Consider the following 19,845-nt stretch of genomic DNA (forward strand, 5'->3'; position numbering starts at 1 on the left):
GATCAGCGTCCCAGCCGGAGCGTTTCGGTGATCAGCGACTTGGCCGTCTGCATCACCTCCACATTGTTCTGATAGGAACGGGCTGCCTCCAGCATATCCACCAGTTCCCGGGATTCCTGCACCGCGCTTTCCCAGACATTGCCGTCCTTGTCGGCCAGGGGATTGCCCGGATCGTACCGCTTGGTCGGTTCCTCGCCCGCCGTGACGACGCGCTCGACATCGACCGTGGCCATGCCGGTCGCCTGATCGAAATGGGTGCGGAACACCGGTTTCATCGTGCGATAGGCAGCGGCCTGCGAATTCGCGATCGACCCGGCATTGGCCAGGTTCGACGCCGTGGTGTTCATCCGCACCATCTGGGCGGACATCGCCCGGCCGGACACCTGAAAGATATTGAGCGGAGCGTCAGCCATGGTCATTCACCCTTCAGCGCGCGCTTGATCGTGTCGATGCGGCCGTTGAGGAACGCCAGCGTCGTCTGATAGGCGACGGCGTTCTCGGCAAAGGCGGTCTGTTCCAGCGGCAGGTCGACGGTGTTGCCGTCCAGCGACGGCTGAAGCGGCACGCGGTACAGCGTCGCGCCATTGATTGCGGCCTGGCTGCTGGTGCCCGGCTGTTCCACCGCAGCCATCGCCGCGCGGAAATCGATATCCTTCGCCTTGTAGCCCGGCGTCGAGGAGTTGGCGATGTTGGACGCCAGCACGTGCATGCGCTGAGCGCGCACCGCCAGTGCCGCGCCATGCACGCCGAAAAGCCGATCCTGAGCCATAAGCGGTCTCCACGAAAAGTCGTTCGCCGGTTCACTAAGCAATGGCCGTGCCAATTTGCCGAAACGGGTATGCAGGGGGCAAAGCGGCAAGCCGGGCGGCAAGATCTTGCCGGTTGCGGCAGCCGGTTGCCGCCCGCCGCCCGCCGCCGCCGCCGCCCGTGCCGCAGCTTTGCCGAGCACGTGCGGATTGGCCCGACCCTTGCATTATTATCGCGCATGATCGGAACCGACCTTTCCCAGACCGCTGCGCTGATGGCGCCGTTCGTCGATTGGCCGTCCATCGCCATTGTCGGCGGCGGCACGGCGATCGCGCTGGCGCTGCGCCATCCGCTGGGCGACCTGGGCCGGGCGATCGCTGCGCTGACGCTTGCGCCGCGGCGGCGGTTCGGTGCCGATGCGCTGTTGATGCAAATCGATGCGCTGTCGCGGATCGCGAAACGGCATGGCGTGATGCAGCTGGATCAGTCCGTGATCGATGATCCCGATGTGGGCGCGGCGATTGCCGTGATCGTCGATGGCGGCGCACCCGACCGGGTCGCGCAGTTGCTGGACGAGCGCCGCACCGCGCGGGCCGAACGGCATCAGGCAGCCATCGCCGTCTGGGCAAGCATGGCCGAAATCGCGCCCGCCATGGGCATGATCGGCACGCTGATCGGCCTGGTCCGCATGTTCACGACGATGAGCGATCCGCGTGCGATCGGCGCGGCCATGGCGATCGCGCTGCTGACGACGTTGTACGGGGCGCTGATCGCGACATTGATTGCGCTGCCGGTTGCCTCGCGCCTGCGCGCCTTGGCGCGGGCGGAATGGATGGAGCGGACCCGGCTGGTGCCGCCGCTGACCGAACTGGCCGCGCGCGAACAGCCGCGTCTGCGCCCGGTTCAGGAGCGGACCGCATGATTGCCGCCGCCGATCCGTTCGAGACGCCGGATGCCCGGCCGGTCTGGCTGACGACGCTGGCCGATCTATCGCTGCTGCTGCTCGGCTTTTTCGTGCTGGTCATGGCAACAGAGGGGCAGGACCGGACCCGGCTGGCTGCGGGGATGCGGGCGGCGTTCGGTGTCGAGGCAGAGGGGACGGCGCCCATGCGCCCCGCGCCCATGCCGCTGGAAACGGCGCGGGTGCGCGGGTTCCTGGCGGGCGACGACGGGATTCCCGATGCGGGCATGGCCATTGCCGATTGGGCAAGGGCGGCGGCCGCCGATCCACGCGTCACCCTGACCCTGAGCGGCGGCGCGACGGGGGGCGAGGATGTCGATCCCGATACGGGCAGCATCGCGGTGTTGGCACAGGCACGGGCGCTGGCCGTTGCACAGGCGCTGGTCGCCGCGCGCGCGGTGCGCCCCGAACAGCTGCGCATCGCCGCCCATGACGGCCAGCCCGCGCGCGAGGCGCAGGTGATCGTGACCATCGGCTTTGCCGGCACGCCGCCGGAGGCCGCTCGATGACAACCATTCCAGTTCATGTTCCAAGCAGGAGACGATCCATGCGGATGATCCTTTTGCCGCTGTGCCTCAGCCTGTCGCTGCCCGCGCTGGCCGGCCCCGGCGATGTCCAGTCGACCCAGATCCTGGATACGGCGGTGGCGCAGTTCACCGGCGTGCCCGTCGGACAGGAAGGGGGCGCGCGCACGACCGTCGATCCCCGGCTGCGGCTGGCATCGTGCCAGTTGCCCCAGCTTGAATGGTTCACGCCCGCGCGCGACACGGTGGTGGTGCGCTGCATGGCGCCGGCCTGGCGCATCTTCGTGCCGGTCAACCGGTCGCAGCCGGTGCAGCAGCCCGTGGCCGCGACATCATCCCCCGGCATGGCCGGCCGGCCAGCGCCGGAGTCCAAGGCAGAACCGGTGATCAAGCGCGGCGATGCCGTGCGGGTTCAGGCGATGTCATCCGGCTTTGCCATCAGCCGAGACGGTGTGGCGATGGGCGATGCTGCTGTCGGCGGTCGCGTGCTGATCCGCGTGGACGACAAAAAGCCGCCGATTCAGGCGGTGGCCGTCGAACCGGGCGTCGCAACCCTGCCCGGCTGGAGCCGCTGATGGCCCCCGAAAGGGCCCGGCAGAAAAAATGTCTTCAGCGATGAACAAAACCCTAAAGCCTTTTCCGCTTCGGTCGTTTCCTCCTGTGTCAGCAGCTTATTCGGAGCGTGGACATGGTGGATCCGATCGGCATCAAGCCCATCCAGACCGGCGATCGCGCCGGGCCGGTGACGGCCGTGCGGCCTGCCCGGACGCCGGAGCCGACCGCCGACAATGCGGCGCGCACGGCCCAGCCGGGCGTGCGGACGCTGGCCCGTCAGGCAGCGGAAAAGCCGGAGGTTCGCGCCGAGCGGGTGGCCGAGGTCAAGCGCGCGATCGAGCGCGGCGACTTTCCCATCCTGCCCTATACCATCGCCGATCAGCTGATTGCGCTGCGGCTGGACTGGCTTGACGTCCGATGACCCGCAAGGACGCCCTGTGCCAGGTGATCGAGTGCCTGCACGCCGAAATCGACGCGCTGAAGGCGAATGACGTCGCCGCGCTGGAGGCGGCGACCCAGGCCAAGCTGGGCGCGCTGGAAATCGTGGCCGCCAACGACAATGGCGCCGCCCCCGATGCCGAGCTGCGCGCGCTGGCCGAGGAAGCGCACAAGCTGAACGAGACGGCGCGCATCTACGTCAACCTGATGGCGGCAAATGTTCGCCGCCGCCTGCAGGATCTTGCCGGTGCCACGGGTGCCGCCCTGCGCCCGGCAGGCGCGGCGGGCCGGGTTGCCGCCGCTTACGGGGCCTGAACCCGCACAACGGGTCATTTTGGCACACTCCTTGCTGTGATGCTTCCGTAACGTAGCAATCGAGCCAGGACTGATGCCGACCAACCTAGTCAATCCAGTCGCATCGCGATCCAGTGTCCATTCCGCCATTGCGCAGGCAAGCCAGCGCACCGGCATGGATTTCCACTATCTGCTGGGCCAGGCGCAGGTCGAAAGCGGTCTGCGCGCCGATGCCCGCGCCGGCACGTCGAGCGCGACCGGCCTTTATCAGTTCATCGAACAAAGCTGGCTGGGCGTGGTGAAGCGGCATGGCGGCGAGCACGGTCTTGGCTGGGCCGCCGGTGCCATCGGCCAGACGGCGAACGGCCGCTATATCGTCAGCGACCCCGGCGTCCGCCGCGCGATCCTGAACCTGCGCAACGATCCTGAGGTCGCGTCGCTGATGGCGGCGGAGCACGCATCGGACAACAAGGCCGCGCTGGAACAGACGCTGGGCCGCCAGGCGGGCGGCACGGACCTGTATATGGCGCATTTCCTGGGCCTGGGCGGCGCGCGTCAGTTCCTGAGCGCGATGGAGGCCAATCCCGACCGCAGCGGCGCGGCCATGTTTCCCGCCGCCGCGCGCGCCAACCGGTCGATCTTCTACACCGCCGGCGGACAGCCGCGCAGCCTGTCCGACATCTATCAGCGGTTTGCCGCCAAGCTGGACAAGGGCGCGATGGCCGCCGGATCAACCGGCCCGCAGCCGGGCAGCCCGTTCCAGAACCTGGACCCGGGTGTCGAGGTGCTGCTGGGCAACGAGGCGGAGGGCAATGACCGCGCCTGGGTGGAAACGACGCTGGCCAATCTGAACGTCGTTCGCGGCCAGCAGACGCCGGGCGCGATGGGCGATCCCATCCGCACCGCGGCCTATCGCCCGACGCCGGAAACGGCGCGGCTCGCCTATCTGATGCTCGCCAATCTGGGAGCCTGATCGATCATGTTCGCAGCCTTGGCCACCCACCGCAATTTCATGCCGATCGTCCGCAACAGCGCGCTGCCGCTGGCGATCCTGCTGCTCGTCCTGTTGATGGTGGTGCCGATTCCGGCATTCCTGCTGGACGTGTTCTTCATCCTGAACATCGCCATCAGCCTGGCGGTGCTGATGGTTGCGCTGAATGCGCAAAAGCCGCTGGATTTCTCCGCCTTTCCGTCCGTGCTGCTGTTCGCCACGCTGTTTCGCCTGGGCCTGAACGTCGCATCGACCCGCGTCGTGCTGGTCCACGGGCATGAGGGCGAGGCCGCGGCCGGCCATGTGATCGAGGCGTTCGGCACGTTCCTGATCGGCGGCGATTATGTCGTCGGTCTGCTGGTCTTTGCGATCTTGATGATCATCAACATGGTCGTCGTGACCAAGGGCGCGGGCCGCGTGTCGGAAGTGTCGGCGCGCTTTACCCTGGACGCCCTGCCCGGCAAGCAGATGGCGATCGACGCCGATCTGAACGCTGGCCTGATCACCGCCGACGAGGCGCGGGCCAAGCGGGTCGAGGTGGCGACCGAGGCCGATTTCTATGGCGCGATGGACGGTTCGTCCAAGTTCGTGAAGGGCGATGCCGTTGCGGGCCTGCTGATCCTGGCGGTCAACATCATCGGCGGCCTGATCCTGGGCGTGGTCAGCCATCAGCTGAGCATCGGCGATGCGGCCCGCACCTATATCATGCTGGCCATCGGCGACGCGCTGGTGGCGCAGGTGCCGGCACTGTTGCTGTCGATTGCCGCCGCCGCCATCGTGACCCGCGTCACGTCCAGCCAGGACCTGGCCGGACAGATTGGCGGCCAGTTCGGATCGTCGCGCACCTGGACCCCGGTTGCCGCGATCCTGGCGTTGCTGGGCGTGCTGCCCGGGATGCCGACGCTGATCATCCTGCCCGCAGCGGCTGCCGCCGGATTTGCCGCCTATCGCCTGCGTCGGGCCGAGCGCCGTCCGCCGCCGCCAGAGCCGGTCGCGCCGCAGCCCGACCTGTCGCGCATCGGATGGGACGAGGTTGCCGACACGCTGATGATCCAGGTGGATATCGGTTATGGTCTGGTGCCGCTGGCCGACGAGCGGCGCGGTGGCCCCGTCATGGGCCGCATCACCGGCGTGCGCCGCCAGTTGTCCAAGGAACTGGGTTTCGTGGTGCCGCAGGTGCGGGTGCGCGACGACATCAACCTTGCCCCCTATGCATATCGCGTGCTGATCGGCGGCGTCATCGTCGGTGAGGACAGCGTGTCGCCCGACGAGATGCTGGCGCTGGACACCGGTCAGGCGATCGGAGCGGTGCAAGGCAAGCGGGTCAAGGACCCGACCTTTGGCCTGGACGCGGTCTGGATCCGCGCGGGCGATGCCGATGCGGCGACGGGTCAGGGCTATCTGGTGGTCGATCCGGCGACGGTGATCGCCACCCATCTGAACCAGTTGCTGATCCAGCACGCCGCCGACCTGCTTGGCCCGGACGAGGTGCAGTCGCTGCTGGACGAACTGAAGGAGCGCCATGCCGCGCTGGTCGGATCGCTCAGCCCCAATCCGCTGCCGCTGACCACGCTGACCCAGGTGCTGAAGGGGCTTCTGGCCGAGAATATTCCGCTGAAGGAATTCCGCCGCATCGCCGCCGCCATCGCCGTGGCTGCCCAGCGCAGCATCGATGCGGAGGAGATTATCGAGCTGATCCGGCCCGACCTTGGCCCGCTGATCATCCAGAAGCTGTGCGGCGTGCGCGAGCCGCTGCGCGTGATGACGCTGGAAGGACAGCTGGAGGCGCTGTTGAGCCAGGCCGTGCGCGGCGACATGAGCCGCCGCCACGCCATCGATCCCGAACTGGGCCGCCGCATCGCCGATGCGCTGCAACGCGCCGCCCAGCCGCTGGTCGCCGATGCCAAGCCGTTCGCGCTGGTGGTTCAGCCGGGCATCCGCCTGGCGATCCGCAAGCTGGTTCGGACCGTGCTGCCCGACACGCCGGTCATGAGCTTTTTCGAGGTGCCCGAGGACAAGCCCGTCGAGGTGGTGGCCGTGATCGGTGCGCCGGAGGCATTGCCCGCATGAACGCGCCCTTTTTCCCCGACCGGCCGCTGACCTATTCCTCCGCCGCCGCACAGGCACGGGACAAGGATGCGCTGGCCCGCAAATATCTGCCGCTGGTGCGCCGGGTCGCGTGGCACGTGCACGGCGCGATGAGCACGCTGATCGAGGTGGAGGACCTGATCCAGATCGGGCTGGTCGCGCTGATCGAGGCGGCCGACCAGTTCGAGGAGCGGGGCACCGCGACGTTCGAGCAATATCTGACGACGCGGGTGCGCGGCAGCATGATCGATGCGCTGCGCCGGAACGCGACCATGACGCGCGGCGCGATGCGCCGGAAACGCGAATATCGGGAGACGATCGCGATGCTGACCACCGATCTGGGCCGGCCGCCGCGTGATGCGGAGGTTGCCGCACGGCTGGGCGTGACGCTGGACAAGCTGCGCACGGACTATGCCGGGGCAGAGGCGTTGCGGTTCGATTCGATCGATGAGCTTTACGACGACGAAGCGCCCTGGTTCATGTCGGACGCGCCCGATCCGTTCGAAGCGCTGGCCGAGGGGGATCAGCGCGAGGCGCTGGCCGCGACGATCGCCGAATTGCCCGAGCGCGAGGCGCTGGTCATCCAGCTTTATTATGTCGAGGAACTGAACCTTGAGGAGATTGGCGAGGTGCTGGGCGTCGGTTCGGCGCGCATCTGTCAGATCAAGAAAAGCGCGCACGAACGACTGCGCAAGGGGTTGATGCGGCGACTGGGCTGAATTGCCCGGCCGGTGATCCGGTCAGTCCAGCAGCCCCTTTAGCCGATAAAGCTGGTCCAGCGCGTCGCGCGGGCTGAGCGCGTCGACGTCCAGCGTGGCCAGTGCCTCGCGCAGCGGGTCCGCGGCCTCCGGCTCCGCATCCGCCATCGCGGCGAACAGGGGCAGGTCGTCCAGGCCAGCGGCAATGCCGCCGGTCTTCTCACGCCCCGCCTCCAGCCGGGCCAACACGGCCTTTGCCCGGGCAAGGGTTGCAGGCGGCAGACCGGCGAGCCGTGCGACGGCCAGGCCATAGCTGCGATCCGCCGGCCCCTCTGCCACTTCGTGCAGCAGGACCAGATCGCCCTTCCATTCGCGCGCACGGACATGGTGGAGCGACAGGGCCGGGCAGCGTTCCGCCAGCCGGGTCAGCTCGTGATAATGGGTGGCGAACAGGCAGCGGCAGCGATTGTCGTCATGCACCGCCTCCACCACCGCCCAGGCGATGGCAAGGCCGTCATAGGTGCTGGTGCCGCGCCCTACCTCATCCAGAATGACGAAGCTGTCCGGTGTCGCCTGCGCCAGAATTGCGGCGGTTTCGACCATTTCGACCATGAAAGTCGATCGGCCGCGTGCCAGATTGTCCGACGCGCCGACCCGGCTGAACAACCGGTCGACCAGCCCGAGCCGGGCCGTTGCCGCGGGCACGTAGCTGCCGGCCTGTGCCAGCACGGCGATCAGCGCGTTCTGACGCAGGAACGTGGATTTGCCGCCCATATTGGGGCCGGTCACCAGCCACAGCCGGTTATCGGGCGACAGGCCGCAGTCATTGGCGACGAACCGTTCGCCGGACCGGGCCAGCGCCGATTCGACGACGGGATGGCGACCGCCCGTCACCTCGAAACACGGATGGTCGGCAATGTCGGGGCGGGCCCAGCCGCCCTCTGCCGCGCGTTCGGCAAGCGCGGCGGCCACGTCCAGCCGAGCGACGGCGTCGGCGGTGCGGGCAATCGCTTCCCGGCTGGACAGCGCCTGTTCGGTCAGTTCCTCAAGATGCGCAGCCTCGGCGGCCAGGGCATGGCTGCTAGCCTGAGCCACCTTCATCGCCACATCGTGCAGATCGGCGGCGTTGAACCGGACTGCGCCCGCCATGGTCTGTCGATGGATGAAGCCGCTGTCCGGCGCCATCAGCGCATCGGCGTGCCGGGCCGGCACTTCGATATGATAGCCAAGGACATTGTTGTGCCGCACCTTGAGCGCGGAGATGCCGGTGCGGGCGCGGTATTCGGCCTCCAGCCCGGCAATCGCCTGCCGTCCGCCGGCGCCCGTGCGGCGCAGATCGTCGAGCGCAGCGTCGAACCCCTCGGCAATATACCCGCCCTGAGCAGCGTCGATGGGCGGTTCGGACACCAGCGCGCGCCGGAGCAGGTCAATGAGCGCGCCATGGCCGCGCATATCGGGCAGCAGCACGGCAAGCAGCAGCGGGCCGCCCGCCCGTTCCAGGCGCTCGGCCAGCCGCCATGCGCCGTCCAGCCCGTCGCGAAGTTGGCCCAGATCGCGCGGGCTGCCGCGGCCGGCTGCGATCCGGCCGATGGCGCGGCCGATATCGGGCATGGCGCGCAGGGCCGAGCGAAGCTGATCGCGCCGTCCTGCATCGTCATGGAAATGCTGAACCAGATCGAGCCGTTCGGCGATGGCCGCCCGGTCCATCAGCGGGGCGGCGATGTCGGCGGTCAGCAATCGCGCGCCCGCCCCGGTGACGGTGCGGTCGACAGCGTCGAGCAGGCTGCCCCGCCGCGTGCCGGACTGGCTGACGGTCAGTTCAAGGCTTTCGCGCGTGGCAGCGTCGATCGCCATCGTCGCCTCGCTCGACTGAATACGGGGCGGACGAAGGAAAGGCAGTGACCCCTTTGCCGTGTGGTCGAGATAGGCGATGAGGCCACCCGCCGCCGCCAGCGCCGCCCGGCTGAACTGGCCAAAACCATCCAGCGTCGCCACGCCGAACAGGGATTTCAGCCGCGCCTCGCCCCGGCTGCTGTCGAAATCGGTCCGCGCGCGCAGCGTCGTGGCGGCGGCATCCACGGCCGATCCCTCCGCCGCGATCAGCTCTGCCGGGGACAGGCGGGCAATGGCCGCCCCGACGCCCTCGGCCGATGTCTCGATGATCTCGAACCGTCCGGTCGAGATGTCGGCAGCGGCGATGGCCATGCCGCCCGCTGCCTCCCCCACCGCGGCGCACCAGTTTGCCGCGCGGGCATCCAGCAACGCTTCCTCGGTCAGCGTGCCCGCCGTCACCACCCGCACGATGGCGCGCCCGACCAGCGCCTTGCTGCCGCCGCGCTTCTTCGCCTGTTCCGGCGTTTCGGTCTGTTCGGCAATCGCGACGCGGTGCCCCGCCTTGATCAGTCGCTGCAGATAGGCCGTCGCCGAATGGACCGGCACGCCGCACATCGGTATTTTTTCGCCCTGATGCTCGCCCCGCGCCGTCAATGCGATGTCGAGGCACGCGGCCGCCACCCTGGCATCGTCGAAGAACAGTTCGAAAAAATCGCCCATGCGGTAAAACAGCAGGCAATCCGCCGCCTCTGCCTTCAGCGCCAGATATTGCGCCATCATCGGGGTGGGGGCTGGGGCGTCGGCCATCCGGTTCGAATAGCCGGTGGCGGGGGGCAGGCAAGCGGTGTCAGTGATGATATCGCTAACAATTTCGCACCTGCGGGATGGAATGGCGGGTGACGTGGCGGAATTGGCCGGTTAAGGACCATGGCAAAGCCGTACCCAGAGGATGTCGATGACCGACGAGACCAACCAGTTTTCCGACCGCGAGGCCCTGCGCTTTCATGCCGAGGGTCGCCCCGGCAAGATCGAGATCGTCGCGTCCAAGCCGCTGACGACGCAGCGCGACCTGGCACTGGCCTATTCGCCGGGCGTCGCCGTGCCGGTAAAGGCGATCGCCGAGGATCCGGCCACCGCCTATGATTACACGGCCAAGGGCAATCTTGTGGCGGTGATTTCCAACGGCACGGCGATCCTGGGCCTGGGCAATCTGGGCGCGCTGGCGTCAAAGCCGGTGATGGAGGGCAAGGCGGTCCTGTTCAAACGCTTTGCCGATGTCGATTCGATCGACATCGAGCTGAAGACCGAGGATGTGAACCGCTTCATCGATGCGGTCGAACTGATGGAGCCGACATTCGGCGGCATCAACCTTGAGGATATCAAGGCGCCGGAATGTTTCATCATCGAGCAGACGCTGCGCGAGCGCATGAACATTCCGGTGTTCCACGACGATCAGCACGGAACCGCGATCATCACCGCCGCGGGCCTGATCAACGCGTGCCTTCTTACCGGGCGCAGCTTTGCCGATATCAAGGTGGTGGTGAACGGCGCGGGCGCTGCCGCGATTGCGTGCACCGAACTGATGAAGGCGATGGGCGTCCGGCACGAAAACGTGCTGATGTGCGACCGCACCGGCGTCATCACCGTCGACCGCGAAGATGTGAACCAGTGGCAGTCGGCGCACGCGGCGATCACCGACCGCAAGACGCTGACCGACGCATTGTCGGGGGCGGACGTGTTCCTGGGCCTGTCGGCGGCGGGCGCGCTGAAGCCGGAGATGGTCAAGGACATGGCGCCTGCACCGATCATCTTTGCCATGGCCAATCCGGAGCCGGAAATCCGCCCTGAACTGGCCAAGGCGGCGCGGCCCGATGCCATTGTGGCGACGGGCCGGTCGGATTATCCGAACCAGGTCAACAACGTCCTCGGCTTTCCCTTCATCTTCCGCGGCGCGTTGGATGTGCGCGCAACGGGCATCAACGATGAAATGAAGATTGCGGCGGCCAATGCCATCGCCGAACTGGCCCGCGAACAGGTGCCGGAGGAAGTGGCCCTGGCCTATGGCGTCCAGCACAGCTTTGGTCCCGAATACATCATCCCCGCGCCGTTCGATCCGCGCCTGATGGAGGTGGTGCCCGCCGCCGTCGCCAAGGCGGCGATGGATTCGGGGGTTGCGACCAAGCCCATTCTTGACATGGCCGCGTATCGCCAGTCGCTGAAGGCGCGGCTCAATCCCACGACATCGGTGCTCAGCCTTGCCTATGAAGGCGCGCGGGCCAAGCCCAAGCGCGTCGTCTTTGCCGAGGGCGAGGAAGAGGTGGTGCTGCGCGCGGCCATCGCCTTCAAGGAAGGCGGCTATGGCACGCCGGTCCTGGTCGGCCGCGATTCGACGCTCGACCGGCTGAAGGCGCTGGGCGCCAATCCCGATGATTTCGAACTGCACAACAGCGCCCATTCGCCGCTGGTGCCGCGCATGGTCGAGTTCCTCTATGCCCGGTTGCAGCGGCGCGGCTATCTGCGCCGCGATATCGAACGGCTGGTCAATCGCGATCGCAACATCTTTGGCGCGCTGCTGCTGCAGATGGGCGAGGGCGATGTGATGATCACCGGCACCACCCGGACCTGGGCCGAAACCATGCGTCAGGTCCGCCGCGTCATCGACCCGTCGCCCGGCCGGATCCCGTTCGGCATCCATGTGCTGGTCGGTCAGTCGCATACGGTGTTCATCGCCGACACGACGGTGAACGAGCGGCCGACCGCCGAGGAACTGGCCCAGATTGCCGAGGGCACCGCAGCGGTGGCGCGCCGGATGGGCGTGGAGCCGCGCGTGGCGTTCGTTTCCTATTCGACGTTCGGCAACCCGGAGGGCCGCTGGATCGACAATCTGCGGGGCGCGGTGAAGCTGCTCGACGAACAAAACCCCGGCTTTGAATATGAAGGCGAAATGCCGCCGGACGTGGCGCTGAACCCCAGGCAGCTGGCCAATTATCCGTTTGCCCGGCTGTCCGGCCCGGCCAATGTGCTGATCATGCCCGGCCTGCAATCGGCGAATATTTCCGCCAAGCTGCTGCGCGAACTGGGCGGGGACGCCACGATCGGTCCGATGCTGGTCGGCATGGAAAAGCCGGTGCAGATCGCCCCGATGAGTTCGACTGCCAGCGATCTGGTGACGCTGGCCGTGCTGGCGGCGGGCGGCATCGTCCAGTGACCTGCTGGCGGAGCGTGTTGCAATGCAGCAACACGCTCCGCGCAATTCCACGCAATTCGTCCTGCCGGGTTGCGTAATAAAGCTGTTTGATAAAGCCTGTAGCCGTTCGATGGTTGTCGCAGCCCATCGAGCCGTTGTCGTCCGTCGGGCGGATGACAGCGACAGATAGCCGCCACCCGGACTGACAACCCCATAAATGGGTGCGGCCGGATAAGGTCGGATGCCCGGAGAGGCCTGGAATCACACCTTGAAGAGGGGGATCCATGCCCAATATCGCTGTTCTGCTCGCCTCTACCGCGCTGGTCGCATTCGCGGTGCCTGCCCATGCCCAGTCCGGCCCCAGTGCCGACCCCGAACCGGCGGCTGCCGCCGATGAAGCCGCACAGGACCAGACCGCCAGCAGCGAGATCGTCGTCACCGGACGCCGCGTTTCGACCGCCGAAACCGCGATCGGCACTGACGAGACCACCGCCACCATTTCCATCACGCGCGAGGCGCTGTTGTCCGCGCCGGCGGGCATTTCCGGCCTGAAGATGCTGGAGGGCCTGCCCGGTTTCAACGTGCAGGCGAACGATGCCCTTGGCCTCTACGAATTCGGCAATTCGGTGTTCGTGCGCGCGTTCAATTTTCAGCAGATCGGGTTCGTGCTGGACGGCGTGCCGATGGGCCGTTCGGACCAGTTCGGCGGCAGCCCCATCTTTCGCTATGTCGAAAACGAGAATCTGTCGCGCGTGACCGCCAGCCCGGGCGCAGGCGATGTATCGCTGCCCAGCTATTCCTCGCTTGGTCCCATCGTTCAGTACATCACGACCGATCCCGAAAAGGAGCTGGGCGCGGTGGCCCAGTTCACCGTCGGCGCGGACGATTTCCGGCGCGGGTTCCTGCGCCTCGACACCGGGGACGTGGGCGGATTTTCGGCCTATGCCAGCTATTCGCGGCTGGAGGCGGATGTGTGGCGCGGGCCGGGCTTTATCGAGCGCGACCATGTCGAGGCGAAGGCGCGGTATGAATTCGGGCCCCACTCACTGGCGTTCCGGTTTCTGTACAACGACTATTTCGATTACGATTCGCCCGCCATTTCGATCGCGCAATATGAGGGGACGGCCGGCGATGCGTTCGGCCGGTCGGGCCGCTATTTTGCGTATCTGGGCGAGGTGCCAGACCTGCCGGTGACGACGCCCGGCATCCGTTATTCCAACACCCTGTATAACCAGTATTTCAAGCAGGCGGTCAATTCGCGGACCGATTACCTGTACAGCCTGCACGGCGATTTCGAGCTGACCCCCGGATTTACGTTCAGCCCGACACTCTATTACGAGGACAAGCAGGGTTATGGCGTGTCGCCAGAGGCCTATGCCACGTCCATCGCCGCCTATAACGCGCAGCGGCTGATCGTGCCCGGCCTGACCGCGCCCAAGGGGCTGCAATACGGCCTGTCGACGATCGAGGGCGAACGGTACGGCATGGTCGGCAATTTCAATGCAGAGCTGGGCGTCCATGCGCTGCAATTCGGTTTCTGGGCCGAGAATGACGATTATCACCGGACGCAGGACCGGTTCAATCACGCCGACGGCAATCCCGATGGCGACCCGTTGCTGAACGAACCCGTGCATCGCCAGCGCGATTACCGGTCAAAGCGCGAGACGTTTCAGTATCATGCCAAGCTGACGTTCAAGCTGCTGGACGAGGCGCTGAAGCTCGACCTGGGTTTCAAAGGCACGATGATCGATTATGCCATCGCCGGATATCGCAACCCCGGCGATTATATCGCCCGCCGGACGCCGCGGATCACCGACAATTACGAGGACCTGTTCCTGCCGCAGGTCGGCCTGGTGTTCGATATCACCGACCGCGAACAGATCTTTGCCAGCTATTCCGAGAACCTGGCGTTGCCGCGCGGCGCAGACGACATTTTTTCCGCCGCCAGCCCGCTGGCGCCCGGCCCGTTGCCGGAAACCGCAAAGAACGCCGAACTGGGGTTCCGCACCAACCGGCAGATGTTCAACGCATCACTGGCGCTGTTCTATACCCGGTTCGACAACCGGCTGCAGTCCTTTGCAGCGCCAGTGCCGGGATCGCCGCAGCTGGAGACGTTTTTCCAGAATGTCGGCGCAGTCGAAAGCTATGGCGCGGAGCTTTCCGGCATCGTGAAGCCGTCGAGCTTTTTCTACGTCAACGCCAACGTCACGTATAACATCGCCAAGTTCAAGGACAGCTATTCCAGTCTGGCCATTGCGGGCAACCGGGTGCCGGACAATGCCGACTGGCTGATCCAGGCGGGCGTGACGGTGGAGCCTGCCGACTGGATCGTCGCCAATTTCAGCGGGCGATACCTGTCCAGTCGCTACACCAATTTCATCAACACGCAGGAACTGCCCGGCTACACGATCTTCAACGCCTATGTTGACCTGGGCGAGGGCATCGATGTCGGGCCGTTCAAGGCGATCCGGTTGCGCGCCAATGTCGATAACATCTTCAACAAGGATTATCTGGGCACGATCAACGTATCGACCAACGGGCTGGCGACGTTCCGGCCCGGCCCCGACCGGACGTGGCAGCTGAGCTTGCGCGCCGAAATCTGACCCATCATGCTGGCAGCCGGGGGAGCGATCGTCCGGCTGCCCGATGCTTTCCGGAGGTTCCCCCGATGCCACCCATTCGCGCGCTTGCCCTGTTCCTGCTGGCCGGCACGGCGGTGCCGCTGCACGCGCAGGACGCACCCCGTGTCGATCGCAAGGCGGCGGCGCTGCATCAGAGCATCCTGACGCTCGATTCGCACCTCGATACGCCCGCCAGCCTCGACCTGCCCGGCTGGTCGATTTTGGACGAGCATGAGGTGCACGACGATTATACCCAGGTCGATTTGCCGCGGATGAAAGCCGGCGGCCTGGATGGCGGGTTATGGGCGATCTATACCCCGCAAGGGCCGCTGACGCCGGAGGGGTATCAGCAATCGCGCAATTTTGCGGTGATGCGCGGGCTTTCCATTCACAAGATGGTCGCGGCCAGCCCCGGCGATTTTGCGCTGGCGACAAAGGCCGCCGATGCCGCGCCGATCGCGAAGGCGGGCAAGCGCGTCGTCTATCTGTCGATGGAAAACGCCTATCCGCTGGGCGAGGACCTGAGCCTGATCGACCTGTTCCAGAAGATGGACGTGCGGGTGATCGGGTTTACCCATTTCGCGCACAACCAGTTCGGCGACAGTTCGACCGACCCCAGCAAGGCGCCGAAATGGGGCGGGCTGTCGCCGCTGGGCAAGCAGTTGCTGGCGGAGATGAACCGGCGCGGGATCGTGCCCGACCTGTCGCACAGCGCCGATTCGACGCTGGACGATGCGCTGGCCCTGTCGACCGCGCCGCTGATCCTGACCCATTCGGGGTGCAAGGCGATTTACGACCATCCCCGCAATGTCGACGATGCGCGGCTGAAGGCGCTGGCGGCCAAGGGCGGGGTCATTCAGATGAATGCCTATGGCGGGTATCTGCGCGCGCTGAAGCCCAATCCGGAGCGGGACGCGGCGCTGCGGGCGCTGCGCGAGGCGATGCCGCGCGGCGAGATGACGGCGGCGCAGCGGGCGGAGATGCTGGCCAAGCGACGGGAGATCGACGCGAAATATCCGGCGGACGAGGCGAGTTTCGAGGATTTCCTGGCGCATCTGTTCCATGCGCTGAAGCTGGTCGGGCCGGACCATGTCGGCATTGGCCTCGACTGGGACGGGGGCGGCGGCACCCGGGGGATGCAGGATATCCGCGCGCTGCCCCGCATTACCGAGGCGCTGGTCAAGGCCGGTTACAGCGAGGCGGATATCGAGAAGATCTGGTCGGGCAACATGCTGCGTGTCTTAAAGGCGGCGGAGGACGCGGCGGCAAAGTGACCGGTCAGGGGTGCAGGGTGGCCCAGGCTGCCCGCACCTGATCGGCGAACCACGCCTCGCTGCCCAGCGTGCCGAACACCGGCTGGATGGCGAGCGCGGCGGCGACCGGATCGGCATTGGTCCCGGCACTTCGCAGCTGATCCGCCAGCGGATCGTTGACGAACGGGCCGGAGAGGTGGGCGATCCACGCCGCAACGCCCAGCGCACAGGCAGGGGATGGCTGGTCCGCGCCATGGCGATCGACGATGGTGCCGATCAGCCGCTGAGGCAGTTTCTGCGATCCGTCCATCGCGATCTGTGCCAGCCGGTGCTGAAGCGCGCTGTTGTCGAACCGTTCGCGCAGCGCGGCGGCATAGGCGACGGGATCAAGGCCCGGCACGTCGCCGACGGTTGCCGCCGCCTCTGCCATCTGCGCCTCCACTGTGGCGCGGATCGCGGGGTCGGCCATCGCCTCGTGAACGAACGCCAGCCCCTTGGCGAGGCCCAGATAGGCGAGCGTCGAATGGGCGCCGTTCAGCATCCGCAGCTTGGCAAATTCGAACGGGCGGACATCGCCGACCAGTTGCGCGCCATGCGCCTCATAAGGGGGGCGGCCCGCGGCGAACGCATCCTCGATCACCCATTGGGTAAAGGGTTCCGCCTTCACCATCGCGCGGTCATCGGCGCCGATCCGGTCGGCCAGCGCCGCGATGTCGGCATCGGTCGTCGCCGGAACGATCCGGTCGACCATCGTCGCTGGAAACGCGCAGGTTCCGGCGATCCAGTCGGCGAGCGCGGGATCAGTCAGCGCGGCCAGGGCCGTTACCGCACCGCGCAGCACCGCGCCATTATGCGGCAGATTGTCGCAACTCATCAGCGTGAGCGGCCCTGTGCCGGCGGCAAAGCGGCGGGCCAGGCCAGCCACGATGAAACCGATGGCGCTGCGCGGCCGGTCCGGATGCGCCAGGTCATGGACGATATCGGGATGATCGCGGTTGAGTTCGCCAGAGGCGGGATCGTGGCAATAGCCCTTTTCCGTGATGGTCAGGCCGACGATTCGCGTGGCGGGTGCGGCGATGGCGGCGATGACCGATTCGGGATCCTCCGGCGCGACGAGCACGCCTGCGACCGATCCGACGATACGATCCGCCGTCCGGTCCCCATCCCGCACCACCAGGGTGAACAGGCCGTCCTGCGGCGCCAGTTGATCCCTGACGCCTGCCGAGCGGAGCGAAACGCCAAGGATGCGCCAGTCACCAGCACCGGCGGCGATGGCATCATCGGCATAGACCGCCTGATGCGCCCGGTGGAACGCACCGATGCCCAGATGGACGATGCCGACCCCGATGGTGCCGGGATCATAGCCGGGGCGGCGAACGGCGGCGGGCAGGGTGGCAAGCGCGGCGAGCGACAGACGGCTGGTCATGCCACGCGCTTAGTCGGCATGGTTTGCCATTACCAGCAAGGATGGGGCAAAAATGGTGCCCGAGGGCGGGATCGAACCACCGACACTACGATTTTCAGTCGTATGCTCTACCAACTGAGCTACTCGGGCACGCCGGGCTTTCGACCGGAGAGCGGGCCTCTTAGTCGGGGTCGTCGCCCCTGTCCAGCCCGCTTCGTTCATTCGCGATTTCGTCCGGATCGGCAAGGCGGCCGGGCAGGCGATACCCTTCGCCCAACCAGTTGAGCAGATCGCGGTCCTTGCATCCGCGCGAGCAGAACGGCCCGTGTTCGCGGGTGAGGACAGGCTTGCCGCAAAGCGGGCAGGGATCAGGCGTGGCGGGGCTGGACATGGCCGCCGGATATGCGAAGCGCCGGATCGGGTTGCAAGGTCACCGGCGCGCCCAGCCGCGCGGCGAGGCGGTCGGTCCAGCCCGGATTGGCGGCGATGGCGGCCACGACATCGGGATGCGCGGCGATCAGCCGTTCGCCATGGCCGATGCTGCGTTCGGCACGGCGAATCAGCGCGCGCGCAGCCCATGCGGCGGGATCGAGCGCGTAAAGTTCGGGCAGGGACAGCCGCTCGCGCCGCCGGACGATCTGGACAAAGCCGAACCCGTTGACGGCGGTTCGTTCGAACGGCGGCGGTACGGTTTGATCCAGCGCCTCTGCCATGGCGATGCGGGCGGCTTTGTCCTCGACAGTGGGCAGGTCGATGCCGATGGACCCGGCGATGTCGAGCCGCCGGATCGCCGCGCCGGCGGCGCGCGCAGCGGCCATGCCAAGGTCAAGCGGGGCAAGTTCGCCATCGGCATCAAACAGCGTCATGGCAGGGGTTGGGTGGATCGACAGCGATCCGCCGGCAAAGCGGATCAGGCCGGTTTCCGCTTCCTCCAGCACCTCGCTCCAGCCCGCCTGCTCGAACGGGTCCGGCCCGAATCGGGGCGGCACGCGCGCGCCGGGCAGGCGATCGGCCAGGGTGGGGGCGGGGCCGACCACGGCGTCATGGGCCGCCGGGCGCGCACGGGCACGCTTTGGCTTGCCGGGTTCTGGCGTGGCGGGGCGCGTGATTTCGATGCGGCACATCGCGCCCTGGGTGATGCCGGGGGGCAGCGGGCTGACCAGCGCCTGGCCATCCGCCCATTCGACGATCCCCTGATTGCGGGCGGGGATGCGCCGGACCAGCCGGGCGTCGATCACCGTCCCGGCGGTCAGCCCGCCGTCTGGTTCGATGCGTGCTTCAAGGATGCGGTCGCCGCCGATCAGGATCGCGCGGGTTTCCCCGATCCCGCGTTCGACCCACCAGTCAGCCAAAGCGATAGCCGCTGGCTTCCAGCAAGGCGCGGGTTTCGAACAGGGGCAGGCCGACGACGCCGGAATGGCTGCCCGACAGGAAGCGGACCAGCGCCTCTGCCCGTCCCTGAATGGCGTAGCCGCCTGCCTTGCCCCAGCCCTCGCCACTGGCGAGATACCAGTCGATTTCAGCTGCGCTCAGCCGCTTGAAGGCAACGATGCTGTCGGTCAGCCGCGTGCGGGCGCGGCCGTCGCGGTCGATCACGCAGACGCCCGACCAGACATGATGGCGGCGGCCGGACATCAGCTCCAGCATCCGGCGATGATCGTCGGCATCGGCAGGCTTGTTAAGGATGCGGCGACCGACCGAGACTGTGGTGTCGCCGGCGATGACGATTTCATCCGCCTCACGCGGGACGGCGCGGGCCTTTTCTTCGGCAAGACGGGTTGCATAGACGCGAGGAAGCTCGCCCTTTCGCGGTTCCTCGTCAATATCGGGTCCGACGACCCGGTCCGGCGTCACGCCGATGCGCTCAAGCAGCTGCAACCGGCGGGGCGAAGTGGAGGCGAGCACAAGCCGCACGGGACCGAAGCCTCAGGCGGGAATCAGGACGACGGGCCGGGGCCGCCGCGACCGGGCATGAAGCGATAGGTGATGCGGCCCTTGGTCAGGTCATACGGCGTCAGTTCGACCAGCACCTCGTCACCGACCAGCACGCGGATGCGATTCTTGCGCATCTTGCCGGCGGTGTGGCCCAGAATCTCGTGATCGTTTTCCAGGCGGACCCGGAACATGGCGTTGGGCAACAGCTCAACGACCTGTCCGCGCATCTCAAGCAGTTCTTCCTTGGCCAAAAATCGTCCTCAGTCGTTCGAAAATAAAGGTGGACGGCCCATAAGCCCGAATCGGGCAAAAGGA

Annotated in this window: 19 protein-coding genes and 1 tRNA gene; 11 read left to right on the plus strand and 9 right to left on the minus strand. The window is 66.8% G+C overall.

All coding sequences use genetic code 11. The annotated features are described in order from the left end of the window. Positions 1 to 2: 2 nt before the first annotated feature. Together flgC and flgB are read right to left on the minus strand one after the other, a co-directional pair. A complete protein-coding gene (flgC, locus tag NYR55_RS10180) occupies positions 3 to 413 on the minus strand; it encodes a flagellar basal body rod protein FlgC (protein WP_260021168.1) in 411 nt (136 codons plus the stop codon). 2 nt (positions 414 to 415) lie between these two features. After that, entirely contained in the window at positions 416 to 769 is a 354-nt protein-coding gene (gene flgB, locus NYR55_RS10185; protein WP_260021170.1) for a flagellar basal body rod protein FlgB, read from the minus strand. Between the two features lie 216 nt (positions 770 to 985). On the opposite strand from flgB, the gene NYR55_RS10190 reads away from it, so the two are divergent. The 8 genes from NYR55_RS10190 to fliA all read left to right on the plus strand — a co-directional run bounded on the left by NYR55_RS10190 (position 986) and on the right by fliA (position 7,317). Further along, positions 986 to 1,669, plus strand: a complete 684-nt coding sequence (locus NYR55_RS10190) for a MotA/TolQ/ExbB proton channel family protein (RefSeq protein WP_260021172.1) — start codon at positions 986 to 988, stop codon at positions 1,667 to 1,669. Next, on the plus strand, positions 1,666 to 2,217 hold the full coding sequence (locus tag NYR55_RS10195; RefSeq protein WP_260021174.1) for a flagellar motor protein MotB: 552 nt from the start codon (positions 1,666 to 1,668) through the stop codon (positions 2,215 to 2,217). Before NYR55_RS10190 ends, NYR55_RS10195 begins: the two co-directional genes overlap by 4 nt. 38 nt (positions 2,218 to 2,255) lie before the next feature. Next, positions 2,256 to 2,807 (plus strand): flagella basal body P-ring formation protein FlgA, encoded by a 552-nt coding sequence (locus NYR55_RS10200; protein WP_260021176.1) that lies wholly within the window; start codon positions 2,256 to 2,258, stop codon positions 2,805 to 2,807. A 113-nt stretch (positions 2,808 to 2,920) separates the two neighbouring features. Beyond that, positions 2,921 to 3,208, plus strand: a complete 288-nt coding sequence (locus NYR55_RS10205; RefSeq protein WP_260021178.1) for a flagellar biosynthesis anti-sigma factor FlgM — start codon at positions 2,921 to 2,923, stop codon at positions 3,206 to 3,208. After that, entirely contained in the window at positions 3,205 to 3,540 is a 336-nt protein-coding gene (locus tag NYR55_RS10210) for a flagellar protein FlgN (RefSeq protein WP_260021179.1), read from the plus strand. The genes NYR55_RS10205 and NYR55_RS10210 overlap by 4 nt, the downstream gene beginning before the upstream one ends. Before the next feature lie 73 nt (positions 3,541 to 3,613). Continuing rightward, a complete protein-coding gene (locus NYR55_RS10215) occupies positions 3,614 to 4,492 on the plus strand; it encodes a lytic transglycosylase domain-containing protein (RefSeq protein WP_260021180.1) in 879 nt (292 codons plus the stop codon). A gap of 39 nt (positions 4,493 to 4,531) precedes the next feature. Next, the gene (gene flhA / locus NYR55_RS10220; protein WP_260021630.1) at positions 4,532 to 6,580 is read left to right on the plus strand and encodes a flagellar biosynthesis protein FlhA; all 2,049 of its coding nucleotides are present in this window, start codon (positions 4,532 to 4,534) and stop codon (positions 6,578 to 6,580) included. Beyond that, positions 6,577 to 7,317: an RNA polymerase sigma factor FliA gene (gene fliA, locus NYR55_RS10225; protein ID WP_260021181.1), complete on the plus strand. Its 741-nt coding sequence runs from the start codon at positions 6,577 to 6,579 to the stop codon at positions 7,315 to 7,317. The genes flhA and fliA overlap by 4 nt, the downstream gene beginning before the upstream one ends. A gap of 21 nt (positions 7,318 to 7,338) precedes the next feature. Here the strand turns inward: fliA and mutS are convergent, their stop codons facing one another. Continuing rightward, positions 7,339 to 9,909: a DNA mismatch repair protein MutS gene (gene mutS / locus NYR55_RS10230; RefSeq protein ID WP_260021631.1), complete on the minus strand. Its 2,571-nt coding sequence runs from the start codon at positions 9,907 to 9,909 to the stop codon at positions 7,339 to 7,341. A gap of 175 nt (positions 9,910 to 10,084) precedes the next feature. On the opposite strand from mutS, the gene NYR55_RS10235 reads away from it, so the two are divergent. The 3 genes from NYR55_RS10235 (at position 10,085) to NYR55_RS10245 (ending at position 16,211) form a co-directional block, all read left to right on the plus strand. Continuing rightward, entirely contained in the window at positions 10,085 to 12,337 is a 2,253-nt protein-coding gene (locus tag NYR55_RS10235; RefSeq protein ID WP_260021182.1) for an NADP-dependent malic enzyme, read from the plus strand. A gap of 263 nt (positions 12,338 to 12,600) precedes the next feature. After that, positions 12,601 to 14,919 (plus strand): TonB-dependent receptor, encoded by a 2,319-nt coding sequence (locus NYR55_RS10240; RefSeq protein ID WP_260021183.1) that lies wholly within the window; start codon positions 12,601 to 12,603, stop codon positions 14,917 to 14,919. A gap of 65 nt (positions 14,920 to 14,984) precedes the next feature. Beyond that, entirely contained in the window at positions 14,985 to 16,211 is a 1,227-nt protein-coding gene (locus NYR55_RS10245) for a membrane dipeptidase (RefSeq protein ID WP_260021184.1), read from the plus strand. A gap of 4 nt (positions 16,212 to 16,215) precedes the next feature. Here NYR55_RS10245 and NYR55_RS10250 read toward each other — a convergent pair whose 3' ends face one another. The 6 genes from NYR55_RS10250 to infA all read right to left on the minus strand — a co-directional run bounded on the left by NYR55_RS10250 (position 16,216) and on the right by infA (position 19,781). Beyond that, a complete protein-coding gene (locus NYR55_RS10250) occupies positions 16,216 to 17,616 on the minus strand; it encodes a mannitol dehydrogenase family protein (protein WP_260021185.1) in 1,401 nt (466 codons plus the stop codon). Positions 17,617 to 17,669: 53 nt separating this feature from the next. Then, a tRNA-Phe gene (locus tag NYR55_RS10255) sits at positions 17,670 to 17,745 on the minus strand. A gap of 31 nt (positions 17,746 to 17,776) precedes the next feature. After that, positions 17,777 to 17,986 carry a DNA gyrase inhibitor YacG gene (gene yacG, locus NYR55_RS10260; protein ID WP_260021186.1) on the minus strand — a complete coding sequence of 70 codons (210 nt, stop codon included), beginning with the start codon at positions 17,984 to 17,986 and terminating at the stop codon, positions 17,777 to 17,779. Next, a complete protein-coding gene (locus tag NYR55_RS10265) occupies positions 17,964 to 18,947 on the minus strand; it encodes a ribonuclease (protein WP_260021187.1) in 984 nt (327 codons plus the stop codon). The genes yacG and NYR55_RS10265 overlap by 23 nt, the downstream gene beginning before the upstream one ends. After that, entirely contained in the window at positions 18,940 to 19,509 is a 570-nt protein-coding gene (locus NYR55_RS10270) for a Maf family protein (protein ID WP_260021189.1), read from the minus strand. The genes NYR55_RS10265 and NYR55_RS10270 overlap by 8 nt, the downstream gene beginning before the upstream one ends. A 23-nt stretch (positions 19,510 to 19,532) precedes the next feature. Continuing rightward, positions 19,533 to 19,781, minus strand: a complete 249-nt coding sequence (gene infA / locus NYR55_RS10275) for a translation initiation factor IF-1 (RefSeq protein ID WP_260021190.1) — start codon at positions 19,779 to 19,781, stop codon at positions 19,533 to 19,535. Positions 19,782 to 19,845: the final 64 nt, after the last annotated feature.

The organism is Sphingomonas sp. BGYR3 (genome assembly GCF_025153455.1).
Classification (GTDB): Bacteria; Pseudomonadota; Alphaproteobacteria; order Sphingomonadales; family Sphingomonadaceae; genus Sphingomonas.

What these genes read in the sequence shown, in the direction of transcription:
- flgB (WP_260021170.1), bottom strand. Translation starts at nt 769, where the DNA reads ATGGCTCAGGATCGGCTTTTCGGCGTGCATGGCGCGGCACTGGCGGTG.
- NYR55_RS10210 (WP_260021179.1), top strand. Translation starts at nt 3,205, where the DNA reads ATGACCCGCAAGGACGCCCTGTGCCAGGTGATCGAGTGCCTGCACGCC.
- flgC (WP_260021168.1), bottom strand. Translation starts at nt 413, where the DNA reads ATGGCTGACGCTCCGCTCAATATCTTTCAGGTGTCCGGCCGGGCGATG.
- NYR55_RS10195 (WP_260021174.1), top strand. Translation starts at nt 1,666, where the DNA reads ATGATTGCCGCCGCCGATCCGTTCGAGACGCCGGATGCCCGGCCGGTC.
- NYR55_RS10235 (WP_260021182.1), top strand. Translation starts at nt 10,085, where the DNA reads ATGACCGACGAGACCAACCAGTTTTCCGACCGCGAGGCCCTGCGCTTT.
- flhA (WP_260021630.1), top strand. Translation starts at nt 4,532, where the DNA reads ATGCCGATCGTCCGCAACAGCGCGCTGCCGCTGGCGATCCTGCTGCTC.
- NYR55_RS10200 (WP_260021176.1), top strand. Translation starts at nt 2,256, where the DNA reads ATGCGGATGATCCTTTTGCCGCTGTGCCTCAGCCTGTCGCTGCCCGCG.
- NYR55_RS10250 (WP_260021185.1), bottom strand. Translation starts at nt 17,616, where the DNA reads ATGACCAGCCGTCTGTCGCTCGCCGCGCTTGCCACCCTGCCCGCCGCC.
- NYR55_RS10245 (WP_260021184.1), top strand. Translation starts at nt 14,985, where the DNA reads ATGCCACCCATTCGCGCGCTTGCCCTGTTCCTGCTGGCCGGCACGGCG.
- NYR55_RS10240 (WP_260021183.1), top strand. Translation starts at nt 12,601, where the DNA reads ATGCCCAATATCGCTGTTCTGCTCGCCTCTACCGCGCTGGTCGCATTC.
- yacG (WP_260021186.1), bottom strand. Translation starts at nt 17,986, where the DNA reads ATGTCCAGCCCCGCCACGCCTGATCCCTGCCCGCTTTGCGGCAAGCCT.
- NYR55_RS10190 (WP_260021172.1), top strand. Translation starts at nt 986, where the DNA reads ATGATCGGAACCGACCTTTCCCAGACCGCTGCGCTGATGGCGCCGTTC.
- NYR55_RS10215 (WP_260021180.1), top strand. Translation starts at nt 3,614, where the DNA reads ATGCCGACCAACCTAGTCAATCCAGTCGCATCGCGATCCAGTGTCCAT.
- mutS (WP_260021631.1), bottom strand. Translation starts at nt 9,909, where the DNA reads ATGATGGCGCAATATCTGGCGCTGAAGGCAGAGGCGGCGGATTGCCTG.
- NYR55_RS10205 (WP_260021178.1), top strand. Translation starts at nt 2,921, where the DNA reads ATGGTGGATCCGATCGGCATCAAGCCCATCCAGACCGGCGATCGCGCC.
- fliA (WP_260021181.1), top strand. Translation starts at nt 6,577, where the DNA reads ATGAACGCGCCCTTTTTCCCCGACCGGCCGCTGACCTATTCCTCCGCC.